The 15,174-nt window shown below is 62.4% G+C and carries 11 protein-coding genes; 4 read left to right on the forward strand and 7 right to left on the reverse strand.

What is annotated here, in order from left to right:
- The first annotated feature begins 190 nt into the window (after window positions 1-190).
- From ACH2DW_RS13870 to ACH2DW_RS13880, 3 genes are read left to right on the forward strand one after another with little or no spacing between them, the layout of a single operon-like run.
- Window positions 191-2,347, forward strand: a complete 2,157-nt coding sequence (locus tag ACH2DW_RS13870) for an adenylate/guanylate cyclase domain-containing protein (RefSeq protein WP_394930338.1) — start codon at window positions 191-193, stop codon at window positions 2,345-2,347.
- A complete protein-coding gene (locus tag ACH2DW_RS13875; RefSeq protein ID WP_394930339.1) occupies window positions 2,344-3,837 on the forward strand; it encodes a mechanosensitive ion channel domain-containing protein in 1,494 nt (497 codons plus the stop codon). The genes ACH2DW_RS13870 and ACH2DW_RS13875 overlap by 4 nt, the downstream gene beginning before the upstream one ends.
- Complete coding sequence (locus tag ACH2DW_RS13880; protein WP_394930340.1) at window positions 3,834-6,002, forward strand: HAMP domain-containing protein; 2,169 nt, start codon at window positions 3,834-3,836, stop codon at window positions 6,000-6,002. The genes ACH2DW_RS13875 and ACH2DW_RS13880 overlap by 4 nt, the downstream gene beginning before the upstream one ends.
- Here ACH2DW_RS13880 and ACH2DW_RS13885 read toward each other — a convergent pair.
- The 7 genes from ACH2DW_RS13885 to ACH2DW_RS13915 form a co-directional block, all read right to left on the reverse strand.
- A complete protein-coding gene (locus tag ACH2DW_RS13885) occupies window positions 5,999-7,195 on the reverse strand; it encodes a class I SAM-dependent methyltransferase (RefSeq protein WP_394930341.1) in 1,197 nt (398 codons plus the stop codon). The two genes, ACH2DW_RS13880 and ACH2DW_RS13885, sit on opposite strands and share 4 nt — an antisense overlap.
- Window positions 7,192-8,118: an HAD family hydrolase gene (locus tag ACH2DW_RS13890; protein WP_394930348.1), complete on the reverse strand. Its 927-nt coding sequence runs from the start codon at window positions 8,116-8,118 to the stop codon at window positions 7,192-7,194. Before ACH2DW_RS13890 ends, ACH2DW_RS13885 begins: the two co-directional genes overlap by 4 nt.
- Entirely contained in the window at window positions 8,118-9,083 is a 966-nt protein-coding gene (locus ACH2DW_RS13895; RefSeq protein ID WP_394930342.1) for a formylglycine-generating enzyme family protein, read from the reverse strand. The genes ACH2DW_RS13890 and ACH2DW_RS13895 overlap by 1 nt, the downstream gene beginning before the upstream one ends.
- The gene (locus ACH2DW_RS13900; RefSeq protein WP_394930343.1) at window positions 9,080-10,570 is read right to left on the reverse strand and encodes an arylsulfatase; all 1,491 of its coding nucleotides are present in this window, start codon (window positions 10,568-10,570) and stop codon (window positions 9,080-9,082) included. The genes ACH2DW_RS13895 and ACH2DW_RS13900 overlap by 4 nt, the downstream gene beginning before the upstream one ends.
- Window positions 10,571-10,658: 88 nt before the next feature.
- Window positions 10,659-12,101: an ATP-binding protein gene (locus ACH2DW_RS13905; protein WP_394930344.1), complete on the reverse strand. Its 1,443-nt coding sequence runs from the start codon at window positions 12,099-12,101 to the stop codon at window positions 10,659-10,661.
- 73 nt (window positions 12,102-12,174) lie between these two features.
- Window positions 12,175-13,062 carry a YihY/virulence factor BrkB family protein gene (locus tag ACH2DW_RS13910; protein ID WP_394930345.1) on the reverse strand — a complete coding sequence of 296 codons (888 nt, stop codon included), beginning with the start codon at window positions 13,060-13,062 and terminating at the stop codon, window positions 12,175-12,177.
- The gene (locus ACH2DW_RS13915) at window positions 13,059-13,703 is read right to left on the reverse strand and encodes an ion channel (protein WP_394930346.1); all 645 of its coding nucleotides are present in this window, start codon (window positions 13,701-13,703) and stop codon (window positions 13,059-13,061) included. Before ACH2DW_RS13915 ends, ACH2DW_RS13910 begins: the two co-directional genes overlap by 4 nt.
- 145 nt (window positions 13,704-13,848) lie before the next feature.
- Here ACH2DW_RS13915 and ACH2DW_RS13920 point away from each other — a divergent pair, with 145 nt between their 5' ends.
- Complete coding sequence (locus ACH2DW_RS13920; RefSeq protein WP_394930347.1) at window positions 13,849-15,144, forward strand: cation:proton antiporter; 1,296 nt, start codon at window positions 13,849-13,851, stop codon at window positions 15,142-15,144.
- Window positions 15,145-15,174: the final 30 nt, after the last annotated feature.

Here is a 15,174-nt window from a genome sequence, read left to right on the forward strand (position 1 = left end):
TCGTAAGCAAGCATATTGCGTTGTCCTTTTCGCTTTCACGGTTCGACACGTGTCGAACTCATTGCGAGTCCATACTAGGCCGAGAGCGCCCACCAAACGTGACCAGGCCTGAGTGAGCAATTCGGCGCGCCGCCAGCTTTGACGAAGCGCCACTGCGGTGGCGAGCGTTCCCATGCGGTATCTTTTTCTGGTGCGCGAGAATTTGGCGAGAATCGCATCTTGGCCACGGCGCATCGTCCGAGATATCTCCGTTGCGACCCGTTTGTCGTTGGTGATCGTCTTGGTCGCGCTGATCTCACTTGCCATCACCTCCATCGTCGGGCTGCAACGGGGAGGCCAGATCGCCGACACGGTGCTGCAGGCCCGCGTGACCTCGCTCGGGGCGACCCGCGCTGACGAAGTCGAACGGTACGTGGGAAGTCTGCAACGTGCTGCGGTCGGCCAGGCGATCAGCCCCAGCACTGCGCAGGCGATCAACGACTTCACCGACGCCTACAAAGAATTGAACTCAAGTCAGCCGAGCGCCGCCGACGAAACCGCGGTCAACGCCTTCTACGCCGACGTCATCGCTCCGGAGCTGGCAGATGTTCGCGGCCGTCCAGTGATTGCGACCGGCCTCGTACCCGACGCAGATGCTGCCATCAGCCTGCAAGCCGCCTACGTCGTCCCATCAGGCGAAGGCGACCTGGTCGCCGGAACGGGCGACGGCAACGACTGGTTTGGGCTCCACCGCGAGCTCCACGAGCCATTCGACGAGTTCACCATCCAGACCGGCGTGGACGACCTCTATCTCATCGAACCCGCTGCCAACACCATTGTCTATTCCACTGCCAAGGACATCGACTTTGGAACCAGCCTGCTGACCGGCCCACAGAGTGGATCGGCGTTGGCAGTGCTCATCCAATCGTTCGATAGCTCCCCTGAGCCCGGTGTCGCCAAGGTTCGCGATTTCACGAGTTACGCCGCGGCGGGTGACGAACCGAGCCTGTTCGTCGCAGCTCCGGTGTACGCCGACGGATCGCTCGCAGGGTTCGTCGCCATGCGCATCGGACCTCAGCGGATCAGCTCGATCACGACGAATAACGGATCGTGGACGGCCGAGGGTCAGAGCGGCGAGACCTACGTCGTGGCAGACGACAATCTGATGCGCACCGACGCTCGGCCCTTTCTCGAGGACGAAAGCGCCTACTTGACGACCGCCAGCGACCTCGGCAACGTCACCGAAAGCCAGTTGCGAGCGATGCGCACCTTCGGGACCACCGTGCTGTTTCAGCCGATCAACGACAACGACGTCGACGCCGCTTTGGAACTCGAACCAAGCCTGGCCGAGACGACCAGCTATCTCGGAGTTGAAGTCCTCCAAGCCCGCCGCGCCTTGGCCATTGATGGCCTTGACTGGGCGATGATCACCGACATCGAACTGCAAGAGATTGAACAGCCGGTGGTGGACTTCGCCCGCAATCTGCTGATCACGATCGCACTGTTCCTCGTGACCATTACCTTCATCGCCGCTCGCTGGTCGGACCGCCTCATGCGGACACTACGGATCGTCTCTTCTCGCTTGCGGGCGATTCGCAGCGGCGCGGGCATCGAAGCCGGAGCCAGCTCCGCCGCCGTTCCAGACGGAGCCCCGATCGAATTCGTCGAGCTTGCCGCAGACATCGACACCATGCTGGAAACACTTGCGAGCCGAAATGCCGATGCTGCCGAGCGTGCAGCCGAGCGACGGCGACTGCTCCGGCGAATCCTTCCGCCCCAGGCCGCGCAGCGTGCTGAGGCTGGCGACCGAAATGTCGTCGACCAAGTCGCCCACGCCACGGTCGCAGTCATCGTCATTAGCGGACTTGGTCCGCTGATGCGATCGGGCGACAGTGAGACAGCCCGTGCCCTGCTCGATCAATTCGTCGAGGAGGCCGACGCCTTGGCGCGCCAACGCGGTCTCGAACGAATCCGACTCACTGGGGACGCGTACTATGCAGCCTGCGGAACGGTTCGACCTCATATCGACCACGTCGCACGCGCGGCGTCATTCGTGCTTGACGTTCAGGACCTCGTCCGCGATCTCGGCGACGAGCGTGAGCTGATCTCGATGACCGCCGGCATCGACTCAGGGCCAGTGACCGTTGGGCTCACCGGAGGAGCAGACCTTGCGTTCGATGCCTGGGGGCCGACCGTTCGACACGCTGCAGACTTGGCGCGGATGGACGGTCCGAACGCGATCTTTGCGACGCCCGCCGTGCAGGCGCAGTTGCCGGCGAGCTTCCTGACCGAGCCGCAGCCAGAGGGCAAAATGTCCAACATCGTGGTCATCTCCGGCCGAGCGCACGAAGGGGAGCCTGCCCGATGAGCGACCTGTTCCCGGACTCGAGTGCAGCATGGGCGGCACTGATCATCATTGTCCTGCCGTTGCTGATCATCGGCAGCGGCGAGGTGGAAGAACGCTTACGTCAGCGCGACTCCCCCTACCAGCCCGCGATCGGAACGCTCCGCGTCTGGGTCGTTCCGTTGTTGACGGTGTGGGTTCTTGCCCGAGCGCTCCTCGACGTCGCCGACGACAATCTCTTCATTCAACTCCTGGGCAGCGCCGTGCTGCTTGCAACTGCGGTCGCGGCCCTGTCTGCGTTCCGCGTCGTTGTCACCGAATTGGCCGATCGACCGCGGCGCACCGGCCGACGACCGATCCCGCGACTCCTTCTGGCCCTGCCGCGGCTCCTGCTCATCATCACGACCGCCTGGCTGCTCATCGCTGGTGTCTGGGGAGTCGATCTCTCCGCCTTACTCACCGCGCTCGGGGTGACCTCGCTGGTGATCTCCTTGGCCCTGCAGGACACGTTGAGCGGCATCGCCTCCGGGTTCACGCTGCTCGCAGACCAGCCGTTCAGCCCCGGCGACTGGATCGAGTCGAACGACATCGAAGGCCGCGTGATCGATGTGAACTGGCGCGCCACCCGCATTCAGGACCGCAACGGCGACCTTGTTGTGATTCCCAACGGTCAACTCGCCACAGCAACGATTGTCAACTTCGATCAGCCCAGCCGGCTGCATCGGGTCAAGGTGAGTGTCCAGATCGAGCGCAGCGCACCGCCCACCGCAGCGATCGCGATGTTGGTCGACGCTGCGCGGTCCACTCCCGGCGTCGTCGAGGACCCGCCCCCGTTTGCGCGAGTCACGCAAATCGCCGATCCCGTCGTTGACTATCAGGCGTCGATGTGGATTGAGGACTACAGCCTCGCGCCACAGGTCGAGGCCGACTTCGGTGCGCTTGTCTGGTACCTGTCGTATCGTCACGACGTCCCGCTGCCGAATCCCGCTCAGGATGTGTACGTCTTCGACGGGGCCAAGACCGCGATCGAAGCAGAGGTCACCACTGCCGAGGTGCGGCGACGCATCGCCGATATACCGCTGGTCGCTGCGCTCGATGACGATGCCCTCGACAAATTGGCCGCAGTCGCTTCGATTGGTCAATACCAACGTGGCGAGACGATCATCGAAGAGGGCACCCAGCACGACCTGATGCTGATGCATGCCGGACGTGCCCGACTCGTGCTCCGCCGAGACAACGCTGAGGACCTCAACGTGGTGGACATCGAAGCGGGCGAGGCATTTGGTGTGTTGAGTGAGTCGCCGGTTTCGGATCGTGCGCTCGTCGTCGCGTCAACCGACTGCGAGGTGCTGAGGATTCCTCCCGAGGGATCGGGCAGCGCTATCGCGATCTCTCCTGATCTTGCCAACGTGTTGGACCAGCTCGCCGCAACCCGGCGGCGGCGAATCGAACGCGCGCTGCGACGCTCGGGCCGCGCAATCGATCCGACCCAGGCAGAAAGCGACGAGTCGTGAGCACGACCGACAACGGCGCGGTCCAGAACAAGCTCATCGGGAACCCTGGCCTACGCCGGCAGGTGTCGGTCACCCTCGTCGGCGTTGCTCTCGTCTCGGTGCTGCTGCTCGCCTCGGTCAACTTTGTGTTCGCACGATTGTTGATCAACGACAGCGCCGAATCACAGCTGGCGGCCGTGCGCGACACTCGGGTGCAGGCGCTCGAAATCGGCGCCGATCGGCTGAAGTCGCGTGTGTCGTCGCTGGCGATCAACCCGAGCGTTGCTGAGGCGCTCGTCGACCTTGCTCGAGAGTTCGACGCGCTCGACGGAGATCTCACGAGCGATCAGATTGAGGATCTCACCACACTGTACGACACCGAAGTCCTGCCCCCCTTCGTGCAGGCCGGTGTCGACATCAACTCGGCCGAACTCGTTCCGGCTTCGGCGGCAGGCCGTTCCGCCCAACGCCTGTACATCAGTGAGAACCCGAACGGAATCGGAGAACGCGACCAGCTCGACGATGCCGGCGATGGCTCGGGTTACAGCGCTGCCCATGCGACACATCACCCGATGCTTCGTGCCCTCTTAGAGAACGCCGGCATGTCCGACCTACTCCTCGTCAACTTCGACACCGGTGAGGTCGTGTACTCCACGAAGAAGCGGGTCGATCTGGGAACCAATAGCTACACGGGCCCCTACGCCGACAGCGGGCTTGGCAGGGTCGTCGAGAAGCTCACGACCGTCGCCCCCGGCAATAGCGTCCTCTCCGACACGTTCTTCTATGTCCCGACCAGCGGTGAGCCCGTGTTCTTCCTTGCCGCTGCGGTGCGATCAGGAACCGACCTCGTCGGCGCACTGGTCACCGAGGTCCCCGTCCGCGCGTTGACGGATGTCATGACCGCAGGGGAGGGCTGGCAGCGGCTGGGTCTCGGAGCAAGCGGAGAGAGCTACATCGTCGGCGGGGACCGAACGCTGCGCACCGAAACACGAGCTTGGTTGGAAGATCCAGCCGACTACCTCAGCCGCCACCTGGCGCAATTCGACGACCCTGGTGCCACCGACCTCATCGAGCTCATCGGCTCGCCTGTCCTTGTGCAACCAGTCGACAACGCCGCTGTGACCGAAAGTCTTGACGGCAACCAGTTCTCCGGCACTGTCAAGAACTACCTCGGCACCAAGACGCTGGCGGCGTCGGGGCCTGCGGCCGTGGAAGGGGTCAACTGGGCAGTCGTCGTCGAAATCGACAAATCCGAAAGCGACACGGCGCTGAACTCACTGTTGCGACGGTTCGCCCTGGTTCTCGCCATCCTGCTGCCCGCGATCGCCATCTTCGGCGTCTTCCTCGCCCGCACTCTGACGAAGCCCGCCCAAACGCTTGTGCGGTCTGCCGAGCGCATCGCTGGCGGCGACCTCGACACCGAGATCAGCGACCTCGGCCAGAACGAACTCGGTGATCTCGGCCGCCAGCTCGGAGGCGTTGCCCGTCAACTCGAATCGCAAGAGCAAGCGATCGTCGACGAGGAACAGCACATCAACAATATCCTGAGCGCTCTCCTGCCGAACAGGCTCGTCGATCGCGTCCGGGGCGGCGAAGAGGCGATCGGCGACGTCTTCGACACCGCAACGGTCGTGTCGATCACCATCGACGACGTCCCCTCGGCGATCGCGAACGACGCAGACCTCGCGTTGGAAGTGGCGGATCGACTGAATGACGAAACCTTGGCGCTGGCAGAACGACACGGCGCTGAACGAATCCAACGGTCGTCGGCGAGCGAAATGTACTTGACCGGGCTGAACCAAGACGATGCCATGGTCCCCGACGCCACGGAGTTCGCTCTCGCAGCAATCCAGCTCGTCTCCGAGGTGGGAGCCGAGTTCGGTTTCGAGTTCGCCGCGCGAGCCGGAATATCGACCGGCGAGGTCGCAACCGGGGTCCTTGGCAACAGCCAACTGTCCTTCGGCGTGTGGGGCGACCCGACAGGCATGGCCATGACGCTCGCTTCGCTCGCGCTGCCCGGCCAAGTACTCGCAGACGGTTTCGTCGTCGAGCAGCTCGACCGCACCTGGGACATCGAGGAACTCGAAGAACTCGCAGGCCTTGCTGACGACATCCAAGCCCATGTCGTCAGCGGTCGCGTCGACGCCAGCGCCACTGCGACCAACGACCCAACGACATCTCGTTAGTTGGCGCTGCAGGCGTCGATCACGATGAGGTCATGCCACCAGAGGCGCTCGAAGAAGCTGACGTCACCGCCGATCTGACCGATGGTGCGGTCGCCATCGATCGACTCAAACGTGGCGCGTTCGGCGGCGCTCGCGAACAACACCAGGTCGGGGTATGTGTGCGCCCGATTCAACAGCGCCGCCCCAACACCAACGGGAAGCTTGTCGTCAATGATGGCAGCGGTGGTCACACGATGCGGGACGAAGCCCTGCCAGTCGGAGTCTTCGAACCCCTGCTCGAAACGCGGGTCGTCGTCACGGACGGCGATCAGACTGTGCCGCACCATCGTGCCTCTGAACAGCTCAAGTGCTGCGAACTGTTCCTGTGGCGGGAGTGACGCGAGCTGTCGGCCATGCGGAAGCTCACTCACCACCCCACAATGCGGGCGGTACGGCGCCTGGCGCACCCACCGACGGAATTGAAGACCGCTCGCGTCGAGCAGGTCGAACACCTCCGGCACCGAATAGGTCCGCTCGCGGGGGTTGAGGAGTGCATCCGCCAAGGCGTCGTCGTCGGCGAAGTCGGGTGTGTTGCGCAGCAGGTGCCCGATCGGGTGTCCCACCGGCAGCTCTCTCAGCACTGCGACGAGGTCATCGATTGCGCCGACCTCGGGTTGCACATCCAACATTCGGCAGTACTCCTGGATCATCGCCACACCGGTTCGGCCATAACGCGCGTAGAGCATCAGATCGATGACACCCGACGGCGCGAGCACCGAGCGAAGTGCTGCGAGACCAACGGCGGGATCATCAAGGTGGTGAAGCACGCCGGTACAGACAATGTGGTCGAAGGAGGCGCCCAGACTGGCAACGTCTTCGATGGGGAGCTGATGCACAGCAAGGTTCGTCAACTCGTGGCGGGCCGCGAGTTCGAGCGTCGCTCGAATACTTGCAGCGCTGACGTCAATCCCGACCACGCGAGCGCGCGGATAGCGGGCGGCGTACTTCGCTGCCTGCGAGGTGCCACACCCAGCGACGAGAATCGAGTGATCATCACGAAACGGGCTCGTGGGCCAGAGACGGAAGTGCTCGATTCGTCGGCGAGAACCATCGGACCACGCTCGGCGATACGCATCGAGGTCATCGATCGGCGGTGGGTAGGGGTGTTCGTCGTAGAACCGCGAAACAGAGTCATCACCGGGAGTCGCATTCATCGCGTTGGAAAGATTCTGTTCCAATCGTCACGCATGCTGATCTGCGTCCAGCCCAGTCGATCAGCGCTGTCGGTCACGCGCTCGGCAGCAACGAAGCTTCCGGCTTCGCTCTCATACGCGTATTCGCGGTCAGCATCGTCGTGGTTGACCAGGATGGCGAGACGGGGACCGTCACCCGTGCTGGTGTACTCGAGCATCTCGGCATCTCCGGGCGAGTTCCCCGCTGCAAGCGTTGGCCGACGGCCGAGGGCAATCTGGATGTTGTCGATCTTGGCGGCACCCTCGTTCACACCACCCTGTGCATCGGTTGTCCGCAGCAGCACGGCGCGACCATCACGGCGCTCGAACGCATAGGACACGAGCGTGCCGACCACGCGTTCCTGCGGGACGCCGTAGACGCGTTGGCTGATCGCTCGAACGAACTCTGTGCCGCCACCGCTGACAATGCAGTTCGTGAATCCACGACGCTCGAGTTCGGACATCAGTTCCAACATCGGCTGGTACACCATCTGGTCGTACCGCAGGCCGTGGTCGGGATGTCTGGTTTCGGCGAAGAATGCACGCACGCACGACTCGAACGCTTCAGGCTCGATGCCTTCGAACAATCCGAGCAGCGCGCCAGCAACGCGAGGCAACCCGAACTCCGTCACCGTCGCCATGTCACCGCTCAGAACGGCAGCGAATTCGGGAACATCACGCAGCACAGGACGCTGCTCGACGCTCTGCTGGAGCTGCCAGACGAAAAAGTCGAGCTGGGTGTATCGCGGCTTCTCGCACCACAGCGTGCCATCGTTGTCATACACCGCCAGCCGATTCTCCGGCGCAATGTCATCGGTGGCCTCGAGGAAATCGAGCAGGGCCGAACGGGTCGCACCATCGCGCCAGGAAGGAAGGAGACGTTCGTTCGTCGAGTGCTCATTCATCACGCTTCAACACCCTCCCGTGACACCGTGCGAAACCCCACGTGACTCATCCCGGTGTCGATCATCTGTGGTCGCCGCGCAGCCGGACGGTAGCGCTGGCAGTAATTGTCAGCACACAGAAAGGACCCGCCCTTGATCACGCGTCGAGGAATCGAGAACTGCGGCTGGCCGGGATCGAAGCTCGATTCGACACTAGGTCCCCGCGGATTGGCGGGCACGCAGCACGCTGTCTCGGCATCTGCGAGGTGCCCATCCGCGTACCAGTCGGTGGTCCACTCCCACACGTTGCCTGCCATCTCGTACAAACCGAGGGCGTTCGGTGGATACGAACCAACCGGTGCCGTGCCTGCGAACCCATCGGCTTCATTGTTGCGCCAAGGAAAATCGCCCTGCCAGAAGTTCGCGAGATACCTTCCCCCCGGCACAGCGTCGTCGCCCCAGATGAAGGCGGTGCCGTCAGCGCCGGCACGCGCTGCGTACTCCCACTCCGCTTCGGTTGGCAGGTCCTCACCAGCCCATTGGGCGTACGCCAGCGCATCTTCGAACGCGACGTGCACGACTGGATGGTCACGACGATTCTCGATGGTGCTGCCGGGCCCCTCGGGGCGATGCCAGCATGCTCCAGGTGTCCAGGTCCACCACTGGCTGATGTGGCCGAGGTCGACCGGTCCCTGCGTCATCGTGAAGACGAGCGAACCGGGGACGAGATTCTCGGCGGGGGCGCCCGGGAATTCAGCTGGGTCGAGGGGTCGCTCGGCCACCGTCAGGTAACCCGTGGCATCAACGAAAACTGCGTAGTCGCGGTTGGTGACGCTCATGGCGCGCACCGAGAATGGGCCGACGGTGACGCGGTGCACCGGTGCTTCCTCCGGGTAGTGATCGTCAGATCCCATCCGGAACGTTCCTCCCGGAACGGGCACCATCGCTTTGATCTGCTGGGCCGGTGGACGCGCCCCATTGCTCATGAGCTTGCGATGCCTGCCTGGAGCTTGGCGAGCATCGCACTTACGTTGAAGCTCGAAGATTCCTGGCGAGGCGGGAAATCGACCAGGGACGCCGCCATCTGCATGACGTAAGCCTGAGCAGGAACCAGGAGGTATGCGTGGCTGATCATCCAGTCGTAATACGTGTTGGACGTGATGTCGGCGCGTTCGAACGGATCCGTCCGCAGGTTGAAGATTTTTGGCACCCGCAGTTCGGTGAACGGTTCCGCCCACACGCGCAGCGTGCCCTCCGCGCGCTGCTCAAGGAACAGGATCTTCCAGTTGCTGAATCGCAGCGCCATCAGGTCGCCGTCGTCAGATACGTAGAAGAAATGCTCTCGCTCGCTCTTGTCGGCCTCACCGATCAAGTACGGCAGTTGGTTGTACCCATCGAGATGCACCTTGTATTCCGTGCCGTTCAAGTCCTTGCCTGCCTGTAACTCCTCACAGATGTCGGGGGCTCCTGCGGCAGCGAGAAACGTGGGGAACCAGTCGCCGTGGCTCACGATGCCATTGAGCACGATGCCAGCATCGATCTTGTCCGGCCATCGGACCAGCGCAGGCACGCGGAACGCACCTTCCCACGACGAGTTCTTCTCGTTTCTGAATGGGGTCATACCGGCATCGGGCCACGTGTTCATGTGTACGCCGTTGTCGGTGCTGTAGACAACAATGGTGTCCTCGGCCAGGCCGAGTTCGTCGAGCAAGTCAAGCATTGAGCCGATGCGCTTGTCGTGCTCGACCATCGCATCGTGATACTCGGACTGCCAGCGTCCGGCCTGTCCGCGGATCTCGTCGGCGATGTGTGTGCGGAAGTGCATGCCCGTGGTGTTGAACCAGACAAAAAACGGCGTGTCAGCGTCTGCGGCGTCTTTGATGAAGCGCTGTGCTTCGGGGATGATCTCGTCGTCGACGGTCTCCATCCGCTTCTTGGTGAGCGGCCCCGTGTCCTCGATGCGCCCATCTGCATAGCTGTGAATGACCCCGCGCGGTCCGAATCGCTCGCGGAAGTTCGGGAAGTCTTCTTCCGTCGGATAGTCGGGATCTTCTGGTTCTTCCTCTGCGTTCAGGTGGTACAGATTGCCAAAGAATTCATCAAAGCCGTGGTTGGTCGGCAGGAACTCGTCGCGGTCCCCGAAGTGGTTCTTGCCGAACTGTCCGGTTGCGTAGCCCTGGGCCTTGAGTGCAGTGGCGATCGTGGGATCTTCGTCGCGGAGTCCCAAATCGGCGCCGGGCATACCCACCTTGGTCAGCCCGGTGCGATACGGGTTCTGGCCCGTGATGAATGCAGCTCGACCCGCGGTGCAGCTCTGTTCACCGTAGTAATCGGTGAACATCGCACCTTCTTTGGCGATCCGGTCGATGTTCGGCGTCTGGTATCCCATCAGACCATTCGAATAGCAACTCAGGTTGCTGATACCTATGTCATCGCCCCACAACACCAGAACGTTCGGCTGTCCGTTTGGCATGGTTTCCCCTTGTTCGAGTTCTAAGACGGAATGTAACCCATGAGCTCACGTCGCGGCGATCAGTTCGAGCGCTCCGGAGCGCCGGCCGTTATCGAGCCCACGTTGACGGAACGTCGCTGCCGCCTTCGCGCGTCAACCTGCTCCCGCTCTTGAACAGCAATGGATCCGGTGCGATCTTGCCGGCAGCCAACCCCTCCCCGAGTCCGAACCCTGCAGCCAGGTCGATCAAGCCCTTGGGCGCATACGAGAAGGTGTCGGACAGGCTCTGGAGGTCCGACACCGAGTTCATCTTCATCAGCAACAGGTTGTCGCACTGGGAGATCACGTTCTGGTGCACCTTGGATGGCCGCTGCGTCGACAGCAGTAGGTACAGGCCATACTTTCGGCCTTCGCTCGCGATACGGACAACCGTCTCGGTCGCCAACGCCTGGTTGCTATCGGACGGGTTCTGCGGGCACACGTTGTGCGCTTCGTCAATGACAATGATCATCGGCTCGCGGTCGCGTCGGCGATCCCAGAGGTGGGTCAGCAGCGCAGCTGAGGCAATGGATGCCTCAGTTGACGACGGCAAGCTGCCGGTGTCTGCGACCATCATCCGCCAACCGGAGGACAGCTGCTCGAGCACCGGTTCGTCATCACCGGCCCAGATCGCTTGTTCTTGGATGCCAAGGTTGTCGATTCGCAGGCCAAGGCGCCGTGCGTCGTCGTTGAACGTCGACCTGATCTTTGTCATCACGTCATCGAGGGTGAACCCTTCACTACCGAGGTCCCGGACGATGCGGACATACGCGTTGTACTCCTCGGCATCGGCAATCGGGTCGAGGCCGAGCACCATCGTCTGTTGCCGGAACGACAGTCGGCCGAACAGCACCTGCATCCGTTTGTCGGCGTGCTCGCCACCAAAGACGTGGATCCCCGCCGCAAGAGCCTCGTATCGCCGTGCCAGTTGTTGGTATTCGGATTCGGAGAACCCGGTGGATTCTCTGTTCTGCACCGACCCGAGGTTGACGTAGTCGGAATTCGGGTCGATGACACACATCTTGATGTCAGTTTCAAGCAGAAGTCGCTCAAGGATCACGCCCAGGGTGTACGTCTTTCCCGAGCCAGACTGCCCGCAGAGAAACGTGTGGCGTCCGAATCCTGCTGGGTTCAGCTGTGCTGCAACCCCACGCGGACGCTGGAGCTCACCGAGCGCCACTCCGGACGACCCGATGCTCGATGAAAGATGTGCTGCCACGAGCTCAGGGGCTGCCGCTGCGACGGCCCCATCACCGAAGACGTCGGAGTGGTCGAGGCCGGTGAACTCTTCGTCAACAAGCTGCGACAACAGCCGACCGCGCCCTGAGATCGCCGAAACGGCGGCGGAGTCCGAGGCAGCAATACCTGCGCCAAGGCTTGAGTCAAGCACCTGGCCGAGGTAGGTGCCATTCTCGGTTTCAATGGTGACGTAGGAACCGATTGGTGCCGCGTTCGCGAGGCGCGATTCGAAGCTGAACGTGCGCCCGTCGATCGAATACGCATGAGCGGTCATGCAAAGTTCACTGCTGCTGGTCGGGACATTGCCGAATCATAGGGTCGCGCCGGCCAGCGACCGATTCATTGAATTAGTGATTCGGATCCGCCGTGGGCAGCAGCCCCCGACGTGTGGTCAGCGTCTTGACCAGTTGGACGCCACCGAGCAGTATCTGCGCCTCGTAATAGACCCAGGACAACATTGCGAGCAGAGCCCCAAACGCCCCACCCAGTGACGACCCGCCGAATCGGGTGAGGTACCACGAGATGGCCTGGGCACCGACCACCATGAGGAAGGCGGTGGCTAACGCCGAGGAAGCAGCGGGGATCCAAGGGGCGCGCACGGGCCCCACGTAGCGGAACAACAACGCCAGTGCGATCGCCAGCGACGATGCTGAGACAACCCATCCAAGGAGCGCTGACGCCGTGCCGGCGATCTCGATCGAACCCGGGACGAATCGCTCGATCACGCCGGTCACCGTCGACAGTGCCAACGCGGCAATCAGTGCGGCTCCAGTGACCAGCACCATCAGAAACGAGATGAGGCGCCGCCTCACCGAGTTCCTCAGCCCGCTCCTCACCGGCACATTCCAAATCGTGTTGATCGCATCAACGAGAGCAAGAAAGACCAACGACGACGCAAAGAGCAACGAGCCGGCACCGATGATCCCTAACGTCGATGTAACCGAACGGCGGTTCAGCTCCGTCGCAATGGACTGGCCAGCGGCGTCCGCTTCGACGATGCCCATCTGCTCAAGTCGATCCGTCAGGTAGCTCGCCATGTCGATGAGGCCGAACAATTGCTCAGCGAGCGCTGCGGTCAGCGCAAAGAAGGGCACGATCGTGAAGAGCGCGTAATAGGCAAGGCCGGCGCCGAGCCGGAGTGTGCGATCCTCACGCCATGACGCATAGGTCTGGTTGACAACCTCCACCATGACCCCGAGAACTGGCCAGCGATCGATGCCGAGTCGAAGATTCATTGACTGCGGGCCGATGAGCCGTACATCGCGACGAGCCTGGCCACCAGTGTGGCCAAAAAGATCTGTCCTGCCATCGCCTCAAGCGCGGTCAGGCGTTGAACGAAATCGTTCACCGGCGTGATATCGCCAAATCCGAGCGTGGTCAATACCTCGAACGAGTAGTAGGTGGGCAGGCTGGCCACATCTGGATCGAGCACCGGCCCCTCGAACAGTCCTCGCATCGCCAGGTAGATCCAAGCGAAGATGAGGCCGATCAGTACGTACGCGGCGATCGCCCCGGCAATCGTTGGCATTCCGACACGCTCGTGGCTCAGCACACGCCGAACCACTGCCAGGAGGATCGCAAAGAGGACAATGGCTTGACCGAAGGCTCCAATCGTGAGGGGGATCGCGGCCTCATCGAATCCGACCAGAACTGCACTCGTCACCCCGATGGCGGCCAACACACCCAAACGGAGACGGTTCTCCCCTAACCTGGTCGCTGCGAACCCAGCGATCAGTGCCCCAACGTTGGCCGCAGACCCCACCACGTTGGGCCAACTGGAAACACTAGAATCTGAGATGAGAAACGCAAACAGCAGGAAGAACAGCAACGTGCCGAATCGGTCGACACCAAACATCCACTTCCGATTGCTGGGCACTCGGGGAACTCTAGAACCTCCACGCTTACTTGAAACCCTCGGTGACACAACGCTCCGCGGGGCGAGGCTTTCGGGTTAACGTCACAGAGTGCAACCGACCCGGATGATCGTTCAGGACAAGACAACCACAGGCTGGACCTGACCAGTGGGTTCGGCCATCATCCAGGTATCGATCGCGCTGATCGCGTTCGCTTGCGTGTCCGGTCGACTCCGCGGTTCGGCATTCACGCCCGCGATTCTGTTCGCCGGTGTCGGCTTCTTGCTCGGCAACGAAGTCCTCGACGTGATTGCTGCCGACATCGATGTCGGTCACATCCGACTTCTGGCAGAGGTGACCCTGGCGCTGGTGTTGTTCAGCGATGCCTCGTCGCTCGACGCCCGGAAACTCTCTCATGAAGTCGGCATCCCCGCTCGGTTACTCGGCATCGGCCTCCCGCTCACGATCATCCTCGGAGCCGGTGTCGCACTTTGGTTGTTCCCGGACCTTCTGTTCTTCGAGGCAATCGTGCTTGCGGTGTTACTCGCACCGACCGACGCTGCCCTCGGCCAAACGGTTGTCTCGGACACCAGACTCCCCTCCAGCGTCCGCCAGGGTCTCAACGTCGAAAGCGGCTTGAACGATGGCGTATGCGTGCCGCTGCTCTTCGCCGCGGTCGCATTTGCAGAACTCGAGGAGGCCCCAACATTCGGAGGAGAGATCATCATCGACCTCGTCAAGGAAGTCGGCATCGCCGTCGCGGCGGGCATCGCCGTCGCGCTCGTCGTCGGATTCTTGGTGACCGAGTCGAAGCAGCGCGGATGGCTCGACGAAGCCTGGGTACAGGTCGTGCCACTCGCCGCAGCCGCGATCGCCTACACCGCAACCGACGAACTCGGCGGCAGCGGATTTATCGCAGCATTCATGGCCGGCCTGCTGTACGGCCGACGGATCGGACCGACGGATGCACATACCTCATCACGGTTGATGGAGGAAATTGGGGGCGTCTTGAGCGCGGTCACATTCTTCGTGTTCGGGGCAATCCTCATTGGCAACGGCGTCACGGATCTTGACCTCGCCACCGTCATCTATGCAGTACTGAGTCTCACCGCAGTACGGATGGTGCCTGTTGCACTCTCGCTCATCGGATCAGGCGCAGATCGGCCAACCATGGCCTTCACGGGATGGTTCGGACCGCGCGGGCTCGCGACCATCGTGTTCATGCTCACAATTATCGAGGAAACGAACCTCGCAGGCACCGACCGCATCGTTCAGGTCGCAACGATCACCGTGTTGCTCAGCATCGTTGCGCACGGCGCGAGTGCTCCGTGGCTCACAGAGCGCTACGTCCGCCGAATGCCCAGCAGCGACGCATCGTCGGAGTCCGACTCACAGAACGACCACGCCCCTGTCATCCGGCCGCGTCGGAGCCTGTGGGTACAACATCCGCAGAAGCAGCGCTGACCGGCAGCGCCTCGGGGAACTCACGGGCCA

The organism is uncultured Ilumatobacter sp. (assembly GCF_963980585.1).
In the GTDB taxonomy this organism is placed as follows: Bacteria; Actinomycetota; Acidimicrobiia; order Acidimicrobiales; family Ilumatobacteraceae; genus Ilumatobacter_A.

Bases quoted from the DNA above. Each gene is read 5' to 3' on its own strand.
- ACH2DW_RS13875 (WP_394930339.1), top strand. From the start codon at position 2,344: ATGAGCGACCTGTTCCCGGACTCGAGTGCAGCATGGGCGGCACTGATC.
- ACH2DW_RS13885 (WP_394930341.1), bottom strand. From the start codon at position 7,195: ATGAATGCGACTCCCGGTGATGACTCTGTTTCGCGGTTCTACGACGAA.
- ACH2DW_RS13890 (WP_394930348.1), bottom strand. From the start codon at position 8,118: ATGAATGAGCACTCGACGAACGAACGTCTCCTTCCTTCCTGGCGCGAT.
- ACH2DW_RS13895 (WP_394930342.1), bottom strand. From the start codon at position 9,083: ATGAGCAATGGGGCGCGTCCACCGGCCCAGCAGATCAAAGCGATGGTG.
- ACH2DW_RS13900 (WP_394930343.1), bottom strand. From the start codon at position 10,570: ATGCCAAACGGACAGCCGAACGTTCTGGTGTTGTGGGGCGATGACATA.
- ACH2DW_RS13905 (WP_394930344.1), bottom strand. From the start codon at position 12,101: ATGACCGCTCATGCGTATTCGATCGACGGGCGCACGTTCAGCTTCGAA.
- ACH2DW_RS13910 (WP_394930345.1), bottom strand. From the start codon at position 13,062: ATGAATCTTCGACTCGGCATCGATCGCTGGCCAGTTCTCGGGGTCATG.